Here is a 13,337-nt window from a genome sequence, read left to right as displayed (position 1 = left end):
GCCGCGAGCCGCACCTCGCACCAGTCGGCGCACTTCTTCCAGGACGCCGTGAGAAAGGGCGCCACGCCCGTGACCACCACAGAACCGCTGGACGTACAGCCCACCGCGCTGGCCCTGCTGCTGCTGGGCCGCGAGGCCGACCCGCGCAGTGAACGGGGCGTGGAGTGCCCGGGCGACCTGCCCGCGCCGTCCGACCCGGACCTGGTGGCGCGGGCCCGGGCCGCCAAGGCGCGGCTGGGCGACCGGGTCTTCGTGCTCGGCCACCACTACCAGCGCGACGAGGTCATCGAGTTCGCCGACGTGACCGGCGACTCCTTCAAGCTCGCCCGGGACGCGGCGGCCCGGCCGCAGGCGGAGTTCATCGTCTTCTGCGGCGTGCACTTCATGGCGGAGAGCGCCGACATCCTGACCTCCGACGACCAGCGGGTGATCCTGCCGGACCTGGCCGCCGGGTGCTCGATGGCGGACATGGCCACCGCCGAGCAGGTCGCCGAATGCTGGGACGTGCTCGCCGAGGCCGGGGTGGCCGACGTGACGGTGCCGGTGGCGTACATGAACTCCTCCGCCGACATCAAGGCGTTCACCGGCCGGCACGGCGGCACGATCTGCACCTCCTCCAACGCCCGGCGGGCACTGGAGTGGGCGTTCGGGCAGCGGCCGGCCGGCGGGGGCAAGGTGCTGTTCCTGCCCGACCAGCACCTCGGCCGCAACACCGCGGTGCGCGAGATGGGGTACTCGCTGGAGGACTGCGTCGTCTACAACCCGCACAAGCCGAACGGCGGGCTGAGCGCCGGGCAGTTGCGGGCGGCGAAGATGATCCTGTGGCGCGGCCACTGCTCGGTGCACGGCCGCTTCAGCCTGGAGTCGGTCGAGGACGTGCGCGCCCGCATCCCCGGCGTCAACGTGCTGGTGCACCCCGAGTGCCGCAACGAGGTGGTGGCCGCCGCCGACCTGGTCGGCTCGACGGAGTACATCATCAAGGCGCTGGACGCGGCGCCCGCCGGGTCGTCGTGGGCGATCGGCACCGAACTGAACCTGGTGCGCCGGCTGGCCAAGGCCCACCCCGACAAGCAGATCGTCTTCCTGGACAAGACCGTCTGCTTCTGCTCGACCATGAACCGCATCGACCTGCCGCACCTGGTCTGGACGCTGGAGTCGCTGGCCGACGGCAAGGTCGTCAACCGCATCACGGTCGACCCGGAGACGGAACGTTTCGCCCGCCGGGCCCTGGAGCAGATGCTGGCGCTGCCGTAACACCGGGGCCGGCCGTCGTCGTCGGCCGCCACCCAGCAGCCACCGGGACGTCGGCGTTCGGCCGCCGTGGCGTACGACCGGGCTCGGGGCCACCGGGGCAGGCGTCCGCCGGACATCACCCGTGGCGTACGACCGGCGCGCGGGAGGCGGGCACCGGCGCGCGCCGGTGCCGTGCGCGCCGGCGTGCCCCGGGGGAATCCGATTCCCGGCCGTGCCGAACGGCGGTTTCCGGCGGCCGGGTTGGGAAGATGTGGGCCGTGATACTGCGCCCCCTGCGCGACACGCGCCACGACGCCGAAGCCGTCCACCGGGTGATGACGGCCGCCCGCGGCGGCCCCGGGCCCGCCGGTGACGACCCGGCCGACGAGCGGGCGGTGCGGCTGCGGGCGTACGTCCGGCACCTGGCGCGGACCGACCCCGGCGGCTGCTGGGTGGCGGCCGACGACCACGGGCGGCCGGTCGGCGCGGCGCTGGCCACCCGGCGCGAGGGCACCTGGGGGCTGGCGCTGCTGGCCGTACCGGAGCAGGACGGCGGGCCGGTGCCGCCGGAGGGGCCCGGCGTGGGCCAGGAGCTGCTGGCGGCGGCGCTGGCGTACGGGCGGGCGTGCCTGCGGGGGATCATCTGCGTGTCGGGCGGGCCCGGGGAGGCGGCGACGTACCGCAGGGCGGGCTTCACGCTGCATCCGGCGATGCGGCTGACCGGGCCGCTGGACCGGGCGGGCCTGGGAGTGCCGGACGGCGCCGTGCACGAGGGGTCGCCCAGGGACCGGGACATGATGGACTCCGTCGACCGCAGGACCCGCGGCGGCGCGCACGGGCCGGACCACCCGGAGCTGATGCGGCACACCCGGCTGCTGGTCGCCGACGACCTCGCGGGCAGCGGCTACGCCTACCTGGACCCGGACGGCACCGTGCAGCTGCTGGCGGCCACCTCGCGGCGGCTGGCGACCCGGCTGCTGACTGCGGCCCTGCTGCTGCTGCCGGACGGCGCGCCGGTGCGGCTGAGCCATCTCACGGCGGAGCAGGAGTGGGCGGTCGACGTGGGCCTGGCGGCGGGTCTGGAGCTGTCGGCGCACGGTTTCGTGGCGTTGCGCGGTATGCGGCCGCCCGCGCCCTGGGTCCCCTCGGGGACCTTTCTGTAGGGCGCGGGCGGGCGGGCAGGCGTCGGCGGGCGGTCAGCCCGGGATGAGCCCGTCGTCGTGCAGCATCGCCTTGACTTCCTCAAGCGACGCCTCGCTCGACGGCAGGATCAGCTCGGACGGCTCCAGGGAGTCGTCCGGGAGCGTCTCGCCGAGTTCGCGGACCGCGTCGAGCAGCACCCGGAGCGTGGCGTGGAACGCCGGCTCGTCGTGCTTCTCTATGGCGGCCAGCAGCTCGTTGTCGAGCTCGTTGAGCCGGGGCAGGTGGCTGTCGGCCAGATTCAGCTGCCCCTCCCCCATGATCCGTACGATCATGACGGCGGTCTCCCTTCGCGTGAACGGGCGTGGTTCGCGGTCTCGCCGGGGCGGGACCGTCAGCTCTTGTCGAGGCGCGGGTCCTGGGGCCGCTCGCCCTTGCCGCCCTCGATGGCCTGCCGCGAGTCGCCGCTGCCGCCCGCGAGCTCCGCCTTCATCCGCTCCAGTTCGAGTTCGACATCGGAACCGCCGGAGATGCGGTCCAGCTCGGAGGCGATGTCGTCCTTGGCCATCCCGCTCGGGTCGTCGAGCGCGCCCGAGGCGAGCAGCTCGTCGATGGCCCCGGCGCGGGCCTGCAACTGCTGGGTCTTGTCCTCGGCGCGCTGGATCGCCAGGCCGACGTCGCCCATCTCCTCGGAGATGCCCGAGAACGCCTCGCCGATCTTGGTCTGCGCCTGGGCGGCCGTGTAGGTCGCCTTGATGGTCTCCTTCTTGGTGCGGAAGGCGTCCACCTTGGCCTGCAACCGCTGCGCGGCCAGGGTGAGCTTCTCCTCCTCGCCCTGAAGGGTCTGGTGCTGGGTCTCCAGGTCGGTGACCTGCTGCTGGAGCCCGGCCCGCCGGGAGAGCGCCTCACGGGCCAGGTCCTCGCGGCCCAGCGCCAGCGCCTTGCGGCCCTGCTCCTCCAGCTTCGACGACTGCTGCTGCAACCCGTTGAGCTGCAACTCCAGCCGCTTGCGCGACGTGGCCACGTCCGCGACGCCCCGACGTACCTTCTGCAGCAGTTCCAGCTGCTTCTGGTACGAGTAGTCGAGCGTCTCGCGCGGGTCCTCGGCCCTGTCCAGGGCCTTGTTGGCCTTCGCGCGGAAGATCATTCCCATCCGCTTCATGACACCGCTCATGGGCCTCGCGCGCCCCCTTCGTACGACTTCTGCTCCGACACCTGCGTTGACCCCTACAGTACGGGCCCTGGTTCCATTACCGCACCGATCCGCACCCGATGCGCTCATCCTGGAGAACGATCAGCGGCGCCGGCCGTCCCGCCCAGGGAGTAGAAACCCCCCTCACGGACCCCGGGGAAGGCCCTTCGGCGCCGCCGGGCGGGCTCGCGGCGGCCGTTCGCGGCGGCCCCGGGGGCGGCCGGTTCGTACGGGGGTGCGGATCCGCCGGCGCCAGCACGTACCCTGGGCCCTGTGCTACGACGTCGTTCCCAGGAAGACCAGACCGCGACCGCCACGGTGACCGCGGAGTCGGATGAGCGCGCCCGTGACCCGCAGGCCCCCAAGGGCCGGCCCACGCCGAAGCGCAGTGACGCCCGCTCCCAGCGCCGTACCGTCGCCGGCAGCCGCCCCGGCAACCGCAGGGAGGCCGCGAAGCAGCAGCGCGACGCCCGGCGCGGTGAGCTGGCCAAGCAGCGCGAGGCGCTGGCGGGCGGTGACGAGCGTTATCTGCCGGTCCGCGACAAGGGCCGGGTGAAGAAGGCGGCCCGCGAGTACATCGACTCGCGCTGGCACGTCGCCGAGCTGTTCCTGCCGCTGGCGGTGGTCATCCTGGTACTGAGCATGCTGCCCAACCTCCAGGTCAAGGACATCTCGCTGCTGCTGTGGCTGGTGCTGATCGTCGCGATCATCGGACAGTCGGTCTACACCTCCAACGCCTTGAAGCGGGAGATGAAGCGCCGCTTCCCCAACGAGGACCTGCGCGGCGTCGCGTGGTACTCGCTGATGCGCAGCCTCCAGATGCGCCGCATGCGGCTGCCCAAGCCGCAGGTCAAGCGCGGCCAGAAGCTCTGACGCCGCGTCCCCGGCGAACCGCGGGGGACGGGCGGTGCGGCCGGGCGCGGTACGCGCGACGGGCCGCCGGGAACGGGTGCCCCGCCGGATCGGCGCGGACGCCCCCGGCGGCAACGTCGCGCCGAGGCTGTCGACGGCGGTGGCGGGCACCCGGGCCGGGTGCCCGCCACCGGTGCGTTCAGCGGATCATTCGGCGGCGGCCCGCAGGCTCATCGCGTAGATCTCCTTGCCGTCCTCGAAGAGGGTGACCTGTTCGGCGCCGCCGTCCAGCAGTTCCTTCCAGACCTCACCGATCCAGGACTCGGCGTCCCCCTGGGTGGTGAACTCCTCCGGTTCGACCGCCGGCGCGGTCTCACTGCCGTCGGCCTTCTCGAACCGCCACGTCCATGCCATGCCGCGCCTCTTTCCGCCGTTACGGGGTCTCGAACCGCAGGCTATACGCCAGGCACCACCCGGGTCAGCGGCTTGCCGCGCGCGGCGGCGCGGTGCCGGGGCGACCATGAGACGTATGGAGATCACGCTGCTGGGCACCGGTGCGCCGCCGGGCCTGCCGGTCTCCGGCTGCCCGTGCGCGGCCTGCGCGGCGGCGGCCGGGCCCGGCGCGCGGGCGCCGTCGTCGGTACTGGTGGACGACACCTTGCTGATCGACCTGGCGCCGGGGCCGGCGCTGGCGGCGGCCCGGGCCGGGCGGTCGCTGCACGGGGTGCGCCAGGTACTGCTGTCGCACCCGCTGGCGGCGCCGGCCGTGGACCTGCCGCCGGGGCTGCCGGTGCCGGGGCGGATGCCGGACGGCGAGGAGCTGACGCTGCTGACCGGGCACCGGGTGCGGGCGCTGGCGGCGGACGCACCCGGCACCGGGTACGCGGTGTCCGGCGCGGACGGCGGGCGGCTGCTGTACCTGCCGGCCGGCTGCGGTCCGGCCGGGCGGTCGCCGCTGCCCGCCGGTCGCGGCGTGCCGTACGACATGGTGCTGATGGACGTGGTGCGCCGGCCGGACGCGCTGGCCCGGCTGCGGGCGGCCGGCGCGGTGGGGCCGACGACGGACGTGGTCGCGGTCCACCTCGGGCACGACGCGCCGCCGGCCCCCGAGGCGCGGCGGCGGCTGGCGGCGATGGGCGCGCGGGCGGTGCCGGACGGCCGGACGCTGACGGTGGGGGTGTACGAGGCGGTGCCGGACGTGCCGCGCCGCACGCTGGTGCTGGGCGCGGTGCGGTCGGGCCGGTCGGCGGAGGCGGAGCGGCGGCTGGCGGCGTTCCCCGGCGTCACGCGGTGGACCGCGCGGGACGGTCCCGGTGCGGGGCCGGGGCCGGACGGCGGGCCGGCGGGGCTGCTGCGGGCGGACGGGCCGCCGTTGCTGGTGGCGGGCCTGGGGCGGTGGCTGGAGCGCGCGGTGGCCGGGTGCGGCGGTGCGGACGAGGAGCGGTGGCGGGCGGGTGGCGGGCGGCGGCTGGCGGCGCTGACCGGGGAGGTGGTGGCCGCCTGGCGGGCCACGCCGCGCACGGTGGTGGCGGTCAGCGACGAGGTGGGGGCGTGTTCCGCGCCGGACACGGTGGCCGGGCGGCGGTACCGGGACGCGCTGGGCACGCTGAACGGCGCGCTGGCCGCCGAGTCCGACCACGTGCTGCTGATGGTGGCCGGGATGGCCGTGCCGTTGCGCTGACGCCCCCTCGGCGGGCGGGGTCGCGCAGGGTAGGGTTCGCTCGCGTGAGCGCTGTGGACCTTGATGAATTCGCGACGTTGATCGAACGGCCCGACGCGGGGGTGCGGCACGACGCGGCCCAGCGCCGCGACCGGACGGCGGCGCCGGCGACCGCCCTGGGCAAGCTGGCCGACCTGGGCGACTGGCTCGCCTCGGTGCAGGGCCAGGTGCCGGTCCGCCCGCTGCAGCGGCCGCGTCTGGTGCTGTTCGCCGGCGACCACGGCATCGCCGAGCGCGGTGTGTCGGCCGGTCCCGCGGGCGGCGCGGTGCACCTGGTGCGCCGGGTGCTGGAGGGCGCGGCGCCGGTGAGCGTGCTGGCGCGGGCCTACGGCGCCGGGGTGCGGGTGGTCGACGTGGCGGTGGACTGCGATCCGGCCGAGCTGCCCGCGGACGTGACGCGGCACCGGGTGCGGCGTTCCTCCGGGGCGATCGACACCGGTGCGGCGCTGACGTCCCAGGAGGCCGAGGCGGCGTTCCTGGCCGGGGCCGCGGTGGCGGACGAGGAGGCCGACTCCGGCACGGACCTGGTGCTGCTGGGTGACCTGAGCGTCGGCGGCACCACGGTGGCCGGGGTGCTGATCGCGGCGCTGTGCGGGGTCGACGCCTCGGTGGTGACCGGGCGGGGTTCGGGGATCGACGACCTGACGTGGATGCGCAAGTGCGCGGCGATCCGGGACGCGTTGCGCCGGGCGCGGCCGGTGCTGGGCGAGCCGCTGGAGCTGCTGGCGGCGGTGGGCGGCGCGGACGTGGCGGCGATGACCGGGTTCCTGCTGCGGGCGGCGGTGCGCAAGTTGCCGGTCGTACTGGACGGCGTGGTGGCCTCGGCGTGCGCCCTGGTGGCGCAGCGGGTGGCGTTCCGGGCACCGGACTGGTGGATGGCGGCGCACGTGTCGGGCGAGCCGGGCCAGGTCAAGGCGCTGGACCGGTTGTCGATGGAGGCGCTGGCGGACCACGGCGTCCGGTTGGGCGAGGGCGCGGGGGCGTTGCTGGCGCTGCCGTTGCTGCGGGCGGCCGCGGCGCTGGCGGCCGAGTTGCCGGTCGCACCGGCGGCCGAACCGGCGGTGGAGGATGCGCCGCAGGACGCCGGGGCGGCCGGGTCGCCGGTCGAGCCGCCGGCCGAACCGGGGACCGAATCGGTGGCCGAATCGCCGGTGGAGCTGCCGGCGGAGGACGCGCCGCGGGACGCCGGGGCCGGGGCGCGGGAGGCGTCCTCGGACTGACCGGCGGGCCGGCCGGAGGGTTTTCACCACCCCACCACATGTCCCATAAGCGGCATATGATCACTTTTCATGGGACTGCTGCGCTTTGCCCGTTCGGATCGCGCCGGCCGGTGGGGTACCGCGTTCACGCTGTGGTACCTGCGGGCCGCGGCCTGCGCCGACCTGCTGGGCGGGGTGTGGGCCCCGTTCGGCCGCGGTGTGCGGCGGCACGACGCCGAGCAGCTGTACACCCCTTACCTGCTGGCGGCCGGCTTCACCTCGGGGCTGTTCGCGGTCTTCCTGGCGGTGACGATACGGCGCGGCAAGCGGGCGGCCTGGGTGCTGAACGTGCTGCTGTGCGGTGCGGTGGTGGCCGGCCTGGGCTGCGCGCTGGCGTCGCCGCAGGCGGGACGGCACCGGCAGAACTGGGCGTCGCTGGCGCTGTCGGCGCTGTTTTTGGCGGCGCTGCTGGCCGGGCGGCGGTCCTTCCGCGGCCGGGGCGAGCCGGCCGACGCCGGGCGGGCGGCCGGGCTGGCGCTGGCCGGCACCGCGGTGTGCGTGGCGGTCGGCACCGCGCTGGTCACGGCCACCGGCGGCGGCACCGGCACCGCGCTGGGCGACCGGGCGCGGTACACGCTGTCGCGGGTCGTCTCGCTGTCGTCCGACCCCGGCCCGCCCACCCGGGTGCACGCGCCCGGCTGGGTCGGCGCGGTGGTCGGCGTACTGAGCGCGGCACTGTTCGCGCTGGTGCTGTACGTGGCGTTCCGGGCGCCGCGCGGCCGGGGGGCGCTGAGCGCGGGCGACGAGGCGGCGCTGCGCGAACTGCTGGAGCGGCACGGCGGCCGCGACTCCCTGGGGTACTTCGCGTTGCGGCGTGACAAGCGGGTCATCTTCTCCGCGACCGCGAAGGCGGCGATCGCCTACCGGGTGGTCGGCGGGGTCACGCTGGCGTCCGGCGACCCGATCGGCGACCCGGAGGCGTGGCCGGGGGCGATCGAGCGGTGGCTGGCGCAGGCGGGCGAGCACGGCTGGACGCCGGCCGTGGTGGGCGCCAGCGAGGAGGCCGGGGTGGTGTACGCCCGGCACGGTCTGGACGCGCTGGAGATCGGCGACGAGGCGGTGGTGGACACGGCCGCGTTCCGGCTGGACGGGCGCTCGATGCGTACCGTGCGGCAGGCGCACAACCGGCTGCGGCAGCGCGGGTACACCGTGCGGCTGCGGCGGCACCGGGAGATCCCGGCGGCGCAGATGGCCGCACTGCTGGAGCGGGCGCGGCGCTGGCGCGGCGCGCGGGGCGAACGCGGTTTCTCCATGGCGCTGGGGCGGCTGGGCGACGGGTGCGACGGCGCCTGCGTGATGGCGGAGTGCCTGGACCCGGCCGGGGTGCCGCGGGCGCTGCTGAGCTTCGTGCCGTGGGGCGCGGACGGGCTGTCGCTGGACCTGATGCGCCGTGAGGGCGGCGGGGACAACGGGCTGGTGGAGTTCACCGTCATCGAGGTGGTCCAGCGCTCCGCCGGGCTGGGGGTGCGGCGGGTGTCGCTGAACTTCGCGCTGTTCCGTTCGGTCTTCGACCGCGCCTCGCGGCTGGGCGCCGGACCGGCGCTGCGGGTGTGGCGGTCCCTGCTGGCGTTCTGCTCCCGCTGGTGGCGGATCGAGTCGCGGTACCGGGCCAACGCCAAGTACCGGCCGGCGTGGACCCCGCGCTACCTGCTGTTCCGCTCCGCGGGCGAGCTGCCGCGCGTCGGGCTGGCCGGGGCCCGCGCCGAGGGGTTCTTGACGGTGCCGCGGCTGCCGGGCGCGCTGGGCCGGCGGCGGCGTCCGGCCGTACCGGCGGAGCGGGCCGCGGCGCCGTCCGGCGGGCCGCGGCCGGGCACGCGGGGCCCGGCGGCGCCCGGTGCGGCGCCCGGGAGGGTGCGAATCATACCGACCGAACGGTCCGGGCGTAGGCTCACGTCCGACATGGGGGACGGCCGAGCCGTCGCGGCGTGGGGGAAGCTTCGCCGACGAGGCCTGCGCAGGCCCTCCCGCTAGCTCAGGACCTCGACGGAAGAGGAACTTCAACACCGTGACTGCATTGACTCTCAGCGCTTCGTCCGCCGCCTCCGTGCGGGCGGACGCCGTCGTGGTCGGCCTGACCACCGGCCCCAAGGGCCCGGTGGTGGCGGCGGGCGGCGAGGCCGTGGACCGGGCCTACGACGGAAAGCTCGCCGCGACCTTGGAGATCCTGGGGGCCTCGGGCGGGGAGGGCGAGGCGACCAGACTGCCCGCGCCGGCCGGCTTCAAGGCCCCGCTGGTGCTGGCGGTCGGCCTGGGCGACGCGCCCGCCGACGGCGCGGCCTGGCCGGCGGAGGCGCTGCGCCGGGCCGCCGGTGTCGCCTCGCGCGCGCTGGCGGGCGCGAAGAAGGCGGCCTTCGCGCTGCCGGCCGGCGACGCGGCGTGCGTCGAGGCGGTCGCGCTCGGCGCGCTGCTGGGGTCCTACGCCTTCACCGCGAGCCGCGGCACCGGCTCGAAGGGCGGCAAGGAGCCGCTGGGCGAGGCGGTCGTGCTCGGCGGCAAGCCGCGCGACAAGGAGTACAAGGCGGCGGCCGAGCGGGCCACCGTGCTCGCGCAGGAGATGAACCGCACCCGCGACCTGGTCAACACCCCGCCGAACGAGCTGTACCCGGCGTCGTTCGCCACCTTGGTGCAGGCCGCCGCCAAGGAGCACGGCCTGAAGGTCGAGGTGCTGGACGACAAGGCGCTGGCCAAGGGCGGCTACGGCGGCATCCTGGGCGTCGGCATGGGCTCGCAGCGCCCGCCGCGCCTGGTGCGGGTGGCCTACACCCACGCCAAGGCGAAGAAGACGCTGGCGCTGGTCGGCAAGGGCATCACCTACGACTCGGGCGGCATCTCCCTCAAGCCGCCCGGCTTCAACGAGACCATGAAGAGCGACATGTCCGGGGCGGCCGCTGTCTTCGCCACCGTCGTCGCCGCCGCCCGCCTGGGCCTGAAGGTCAACGTCACCGGCTGGCTGGCGCTCGCGGAGAACATGCCGTCCGGCAGCGCGCTGCGCCCCGGCGACGTGCTGCGCACCTACTCCGGCAAGACCGTGGAGGTGCTCAACACCGACGCCGAGGGCCGGCTGGTGCTGTGCGACGCGATCACCCGGGCCGGCGAGGAGAACCCGGACGCGATCGTGGACGTGGCCACGCTGACCGGCGCGATGGTGATGGCGCTGGGCGGTCAGGTCTTCGCCATCATGGGCAACGACGACGGCCTGCGCTCGCAGATCCACACGATCGCCGAGGCGGCGGGCGAGGCGGCCTGGCCGATGCCGCTGCCGGACAACCTGCGCAAGGGCCTGGACTCGCCCATCGCGGACCTGAAGAACATCGGGGAACGCATGGGTGGCGGCCTGGTGGCCGGCCTGTACCTGCGCGAGTTCGTCAACGACGGCACCGCCTGGGCGCACCTGGACATCGCCGGTCCGGCCTTCCACGAGGGCGCGCCGTACGGCTACACCCCCAAGGGCGGCACGGGCAGCGCGGTGCGCACCCTGGTGGCGCTGGCCGAGCGGGCGGCGGCCGGTTCGCTGCTGTGACCCGCCGGGCGGTCCCGGACCGGTCCCGTCGGGTCCGGCCGGCCTGATCCGTTGGTCACATCCGGCGACCGCGCGGAATACCCGCGTACGGCCCCTGGCTTGCCGCCAGGGGTCGTACACGTTGTGCCTACCGGCCGGTAACGGTCTGTGGCGTGTTTCACGGACCGGCCCGGCGTCCCAGCACCCGTGAACAAGTGCGAAGATGGTCTACCGGCACGACAGGGCCCCCTTTTGAACAAAAGTTTGAACAAGCGGCCGAACCAAAGCCGCCGCCCGGTCAGGGAAGACCGGCTCCGGCGTATCCCTGCATGGAGGACGTGACGTGGCGAACGACGCCAGCACCGTTTTCGACCTAGTGATCCTCGGCGGCGGCAGTGGCGGTTACGCCGCGGCGCTGCGCGCGGCTCAGCTGGGCCTGGACGTCGCCCTGATCGAGAAGGACAAGCTCGGCGGCACCTGTCTGCACCGCGGCTGCATCCCCACCAAGGCCCTGCTGCACGCCGGTGAGATCGCCGACCAGGCTCGCGAGAGCGAGCAGTTCGGTGTGCGGACCACCTTCGACGGCATCGACATCGCGGGCGTCCACAAGTACAAGGACGACGTGGTCTCCGGCCTGTACAAGGGCCTTCAGGGCCTGGTGGCCAGCCGCAAGGTCACCTACGTCACCGGTGAGGGCCGGCTGTCGTCGCCCACCACGGTGGACGTCAACGGCGAGCGCTACACCGGCCGCCACGTGCTGCTGGCCACCGGCTCGGTGCCCAAGTCGCTGCCGGGCCTGACCATCGACGGCGACCGGGTCATCTCCTCCGACCACGCGCTGGTGCTGGACCGGGTGCCGAAGTCCGCGATCGTGCTGGGCGGCGGCGTCATCGGCGTCGAGTTCGCCTCCGCGTGGAAGTCGTTCGGCACCGACATCACCATCGTCGAGGGCCTGCCCCACCTGGTCCCGCTGGAGGACGACAACAGCTCCAAGCTGCTGGAGCGCGCCTTCCGCAAGCGCGGCATCAACTTCTCCCTCGGTGCCCGCTTCTCCGGTGTGGAGTACACCGACAGCGGCGTCAAGGTCTCGCTGGAGAACGGCAAGACCTTCGAGGCCGAGCTCATGCTGGTGGCCGTCGGCCGCGGCCCGGTCTCGCAGGGCCTGGGCTACGAAGAGGCCGGCATCGCCATGGACCGCGGCTACGTCCTGGTCGACGAGTACCTGCGCACCAACGTGCCGACCGTCTCCGCGGTGGGCGACCTGGTGCCGACCCTCCAGCTGGCCCACGTCGGCTTCGCCGAGGGCATCCTGGTCGCCGAGCGGCTCGCGGGTCTGAAGACCGTGCCGATCGACTACAACGGTGTGCCGCGCGTCACGTACTGCCACCCCGAGGTCGCCTCGGTCGGCCTGTCGGAGGCCAAGGCCAAGGAGCAGTACGGCGCGGACAAGGTCGTCACCCTGAAGTACAACCTCGGGGGCAACGGCAAGAGCAAGATCCTCAAGACCCAGGGCGAGATCAAGCTCGTCCAGGTCCGCGACGGCGCCGTGGTCGGCGTCCACATGGTGGGCGACCGGATGGGCGAGCAGGTCGGCGAAGCCCAGCTGATCTACAACTGGGAGGCGCTGCCCGCCGAGGTCGCGCAGCTCATCCACGCGCACCCCACGCAGAACGAGGCGCTCGGCGAGGCCCACCTGGCCCTGGCCGGCAAGCCGCTGCACGCGCACGACTGACCCAGGACACGCCCGTAATCCGCACAGATCGTTAGGAGCAACCGAAACCATGGCGGTTTCCGTAACCCTGCCGGCGCTCGGCGAGAGCGTGTCCGAGGGCACCGTCACCCGATGGCTGAAGGCCGAGGGTGAGCGCGTCGAGGCCGACGAGCCGCTGCTCGAGGTGTCCACCGACAAGGTGGACACCGAGATCCCGGCTCCCGCCTCCGGCGTCCTGGCCTCCATCAAGGTCGCCGAGGACGAGACGGTCGAGGTCGGCGCCGAACTGGCCGTCATCGACGACGGCAGCGGCGCCCCCGCTGCCGACTCCGCCCCGGCCGCCCAGGCGTCCGAGGCCCCCGCCGAGCCGGCTCCGGCCGCCGAGGCCGCACCGCAGGCGGCCCCCGCCGCCCCCGCCGCCGAGGCCCCGGCCGCCGAGACCCCGGCCGAGCCGGCCGCCGCCCCGGCGTCCTCCGGTTCCGCCGAGGGCACCCCGGTCGTGCTGCCGGCGCTCGGCGAGAGCGTGTCCGAGGGCACCGTCACCCGCTGGCTCAAGCAGGTCGGCGACGCGGTCGAGGCGGACGAGCCGCTGCTGGAGGTGTCCACCGACAAGGTCGACACCGAGATCCCGGCCCCGACCTCCGGCACCCTGCTGGAGATCGTGGTCAACGAGGACGAGACCGCCGAGGTCGGCGCCAAGCTCGCCGTCATCGGTGCGGCCGGCTCCGCCC

At 74.6% G+C, this 13,337-nt stretch carries 12 protein-coding genes; 9 read left to right on the top strand and 3 right to left on the bottom strand.

The window, feature by feature from the left end; translation table 11 throughout:
- Positions 1-69 precede the first annotated feature (69 nt).
- On the top strand, positions 70-1,254 hold the full coding sequence (nadA, locus tag POF43_RS12440) for a quinolinate synthase NadA (RefSeq protein WP_271316198.1): 1,185 nt from the start codon (positions 70-72) through the stop codon (positions 1,252-1,254).
- A gap of 257 nt (positions 1,255-1,511) precedes the next feature.
- Complete coding sequence (locus POF43_RS12435) at positions 1,512-2,396, top strand: GNAT family N-acetyltransferase (protein ID WP_271323844.1); 885 nt, start codon at positions 1,512-1,514, stop codon at positions 2,394-2,396.
- Positions 2,397-2,429: 33 nt separating this feature from the next.
- On the opposite strand, the gene pspAA is transcribed toward POF43_RS12435, so the two are convergent.
- Both pspAA and POF43_RS12425 read right to left on the bottom strand, forming a co-directional pair.
- Positions 2,430-2,708 carry a PspA-associated protein PspAA gene (gene pspAA, locus POF43_RS12430; protein WP_271316196.1) on the bottom strand — a complete coding sequence of 93 codons (279 nt, stop codon included), beginning with the start codon at positions 2,706-2,708 and terminating at the stop codon, positions 2,430-2,432.
- A gap of 59 nt (positions 2,709-2,767) precedes the next feature.
- Positions 2,768-3,547 carry a PspA/IM30 family protein gene (locus POF43_RS12425; protein WP_271316195.1) on the bottom strand — a complete coding sequence of 260 codons (780 nt, stop codon included), beginning with the start codon at positions 3,545-3,547 and terminating at the stop codon, positions 2,768-2,770.
- Positions 3,548-3,838: 291 nt separating this feature from the next.
- Between POF43_RS12425 and POF43_RS12420 the strand changes: the two genes are divergently transcribed.
- Complete coding sequence (locus POF43_RS12420; protein WP_271316194.1) at positions 3,839-4,438, top strand: DUF3043 domain-containing protein; 600 nt, start codon at positions 3,839-3,841, stop codon at positions 4,436-4,438.
- A gap of 186 nt (positions 4,439-4,624) precedes the next feature.
- Here POF43_RS12420 and POF43_RS12415 read toward each other — a convergent pair whose 3' ends face one another.
- The gene (locus POF43_RS12415; protein WP_271316193.1) at positions 4,625-4,831 is read right to left on the bottom strand and encodes a hypothetical protein; all 207 of its coding nucleotides are present in this window, start codon (positions 4,829-4,831) and stop codon (positions 4,625-4,627) included.
- 115 nt (positions 4,832-4,946) lie between these two features.
- On the opposite strand from POF43_RS12415, the gene POF43_RS12410 reads away from it, so the two are divergent.
- From POF43_RS12410 to POF43_RS12385, 6 genes are all read left to right on the top strand, one after another.
- Positions 4,947-6,098, top strand: coding sequence for a bifunctional adenosylcobinamide kinase/adenosylcobinamide-phosphate guanylyltransferase (locus tag POF43_RS12410; RefSeq protein WP_271323845.1), 1,152 nt, complete (start codon positions 4,947-4,949; stop codon positions 6,096-6,098).
- A 44-nt stretch (positions 6,099-6,142) separates the two neighbouring features.
- Entirely contained in the window at positions 6,143-7,357 is a 1,215-nt protein-coding gene (gene cobT / locus POF43_RS12405) for a nicotinate-nucleotide--dimethylbenzimidazole phosphoribosyltransferase (RefSeq protein ID WP_271323846.1), read from the top strand.
- Positions 7,358-7,426: 69 nt separating this feature from the next.
- Complete coding sequence (locus tag POF43_RS12400; RefSeq protein ID WP_282704554.1) at positions 7,427-9,367, top strand: phosphatidylglycerol lysyltransferase domain-containing protein; 1,941 nt, start codon at positions 7,427-7,429, stop codon at positions 9,365-9,367.
- A gap of 34 nt (positions 9,368-9,401) precedes the next feature.
- On the top strand, positions 9,402-10,916 hold the full coding sequence (locus POF43_RS12395; RefSeq protein ID WP_271325081.1) for a leucyl aminopeptidase: 1,515 nt from the start codon (positions 9,402-9,404) through the stop codon (positions 10,914-10,916).
- A gap of 322 nt (positions 10,917-11,238) precedes the next feature.
- Complete coding sequence (lpdA, locus tag POF43_RS12390) at positions 11,239-12,627, top strand: dihydrolipoyl dehydrogenase (RefSeq protein WP_271316522.1); 1,389 nt, start codon at positions 11,239-11,241, stop codon at positions 12,625-12,627.
- A gap of 49 nt (positions 12,628-12,676) precedes the next feature.
- A partial coding sequence (locus POF43_RS12385) for a biotin/lipoyl-containing protein (RefSeq protein WP_303659367.1) occupies positions 12,677-13,337 on the top strand: 661 nt, incomplete at its 3' end.

Source organism: Streptantibioticus silvisoli (assembly GCF_027947535.2).
In the GTDB taxonomy this organism is placed as follows: domain Bacteria; phylum Actinomycetota; class Actinomycetes; order Streptomycetales; family Streptomycetaceae; genus Streptantibioticus_C; species Streptantibioticus_C silvisoli.
Note: the sequence above shows the minus strand (reverse complement) of the source record. Positions and strands in the feature narration are given on the sequence as shown.

Excerpts from the sequence above, each read along its gene's own strand:
- pspAA (WP_271316196.1), bottom strand. The coding sequence starts at position 2,708 with ATGATCGTACGGATCATGGGGGAGGGGCAGCTGAATCTGGCCGACAGC.
- POF43_RS12425 (WP_271316195.1), bottom strand. The coding sequence starts at position 3,547 with ATGAGCGGTGTCATGAAGCGGATGGGAATGATCTTCCGCGCGAAGGCC.
- POF43_RS12415 (WP_271316193.1), bottom strand. The coding sequence starts at position 4,831 with ATGGCATGGACGTGGCGGTTCGAGAAGGCCGACGGCAGTGAGACCGCG.
- POF43_RS12410 (WP_271323845.1), top strand. The coding sequence starts at position 4,947 with ATGGAGATCACGCTGCTGGGCACCGGTGCGCCGCCGGGCCTGCCGGTC.
- POF43_RS12400 (WP_282704554.1), top strand. The coding sequence starts at position 7,427 with ATGGGACTGCTGCGCTTTGCCCGTTCGGATCGCGCCGGCCGGTGGGGT.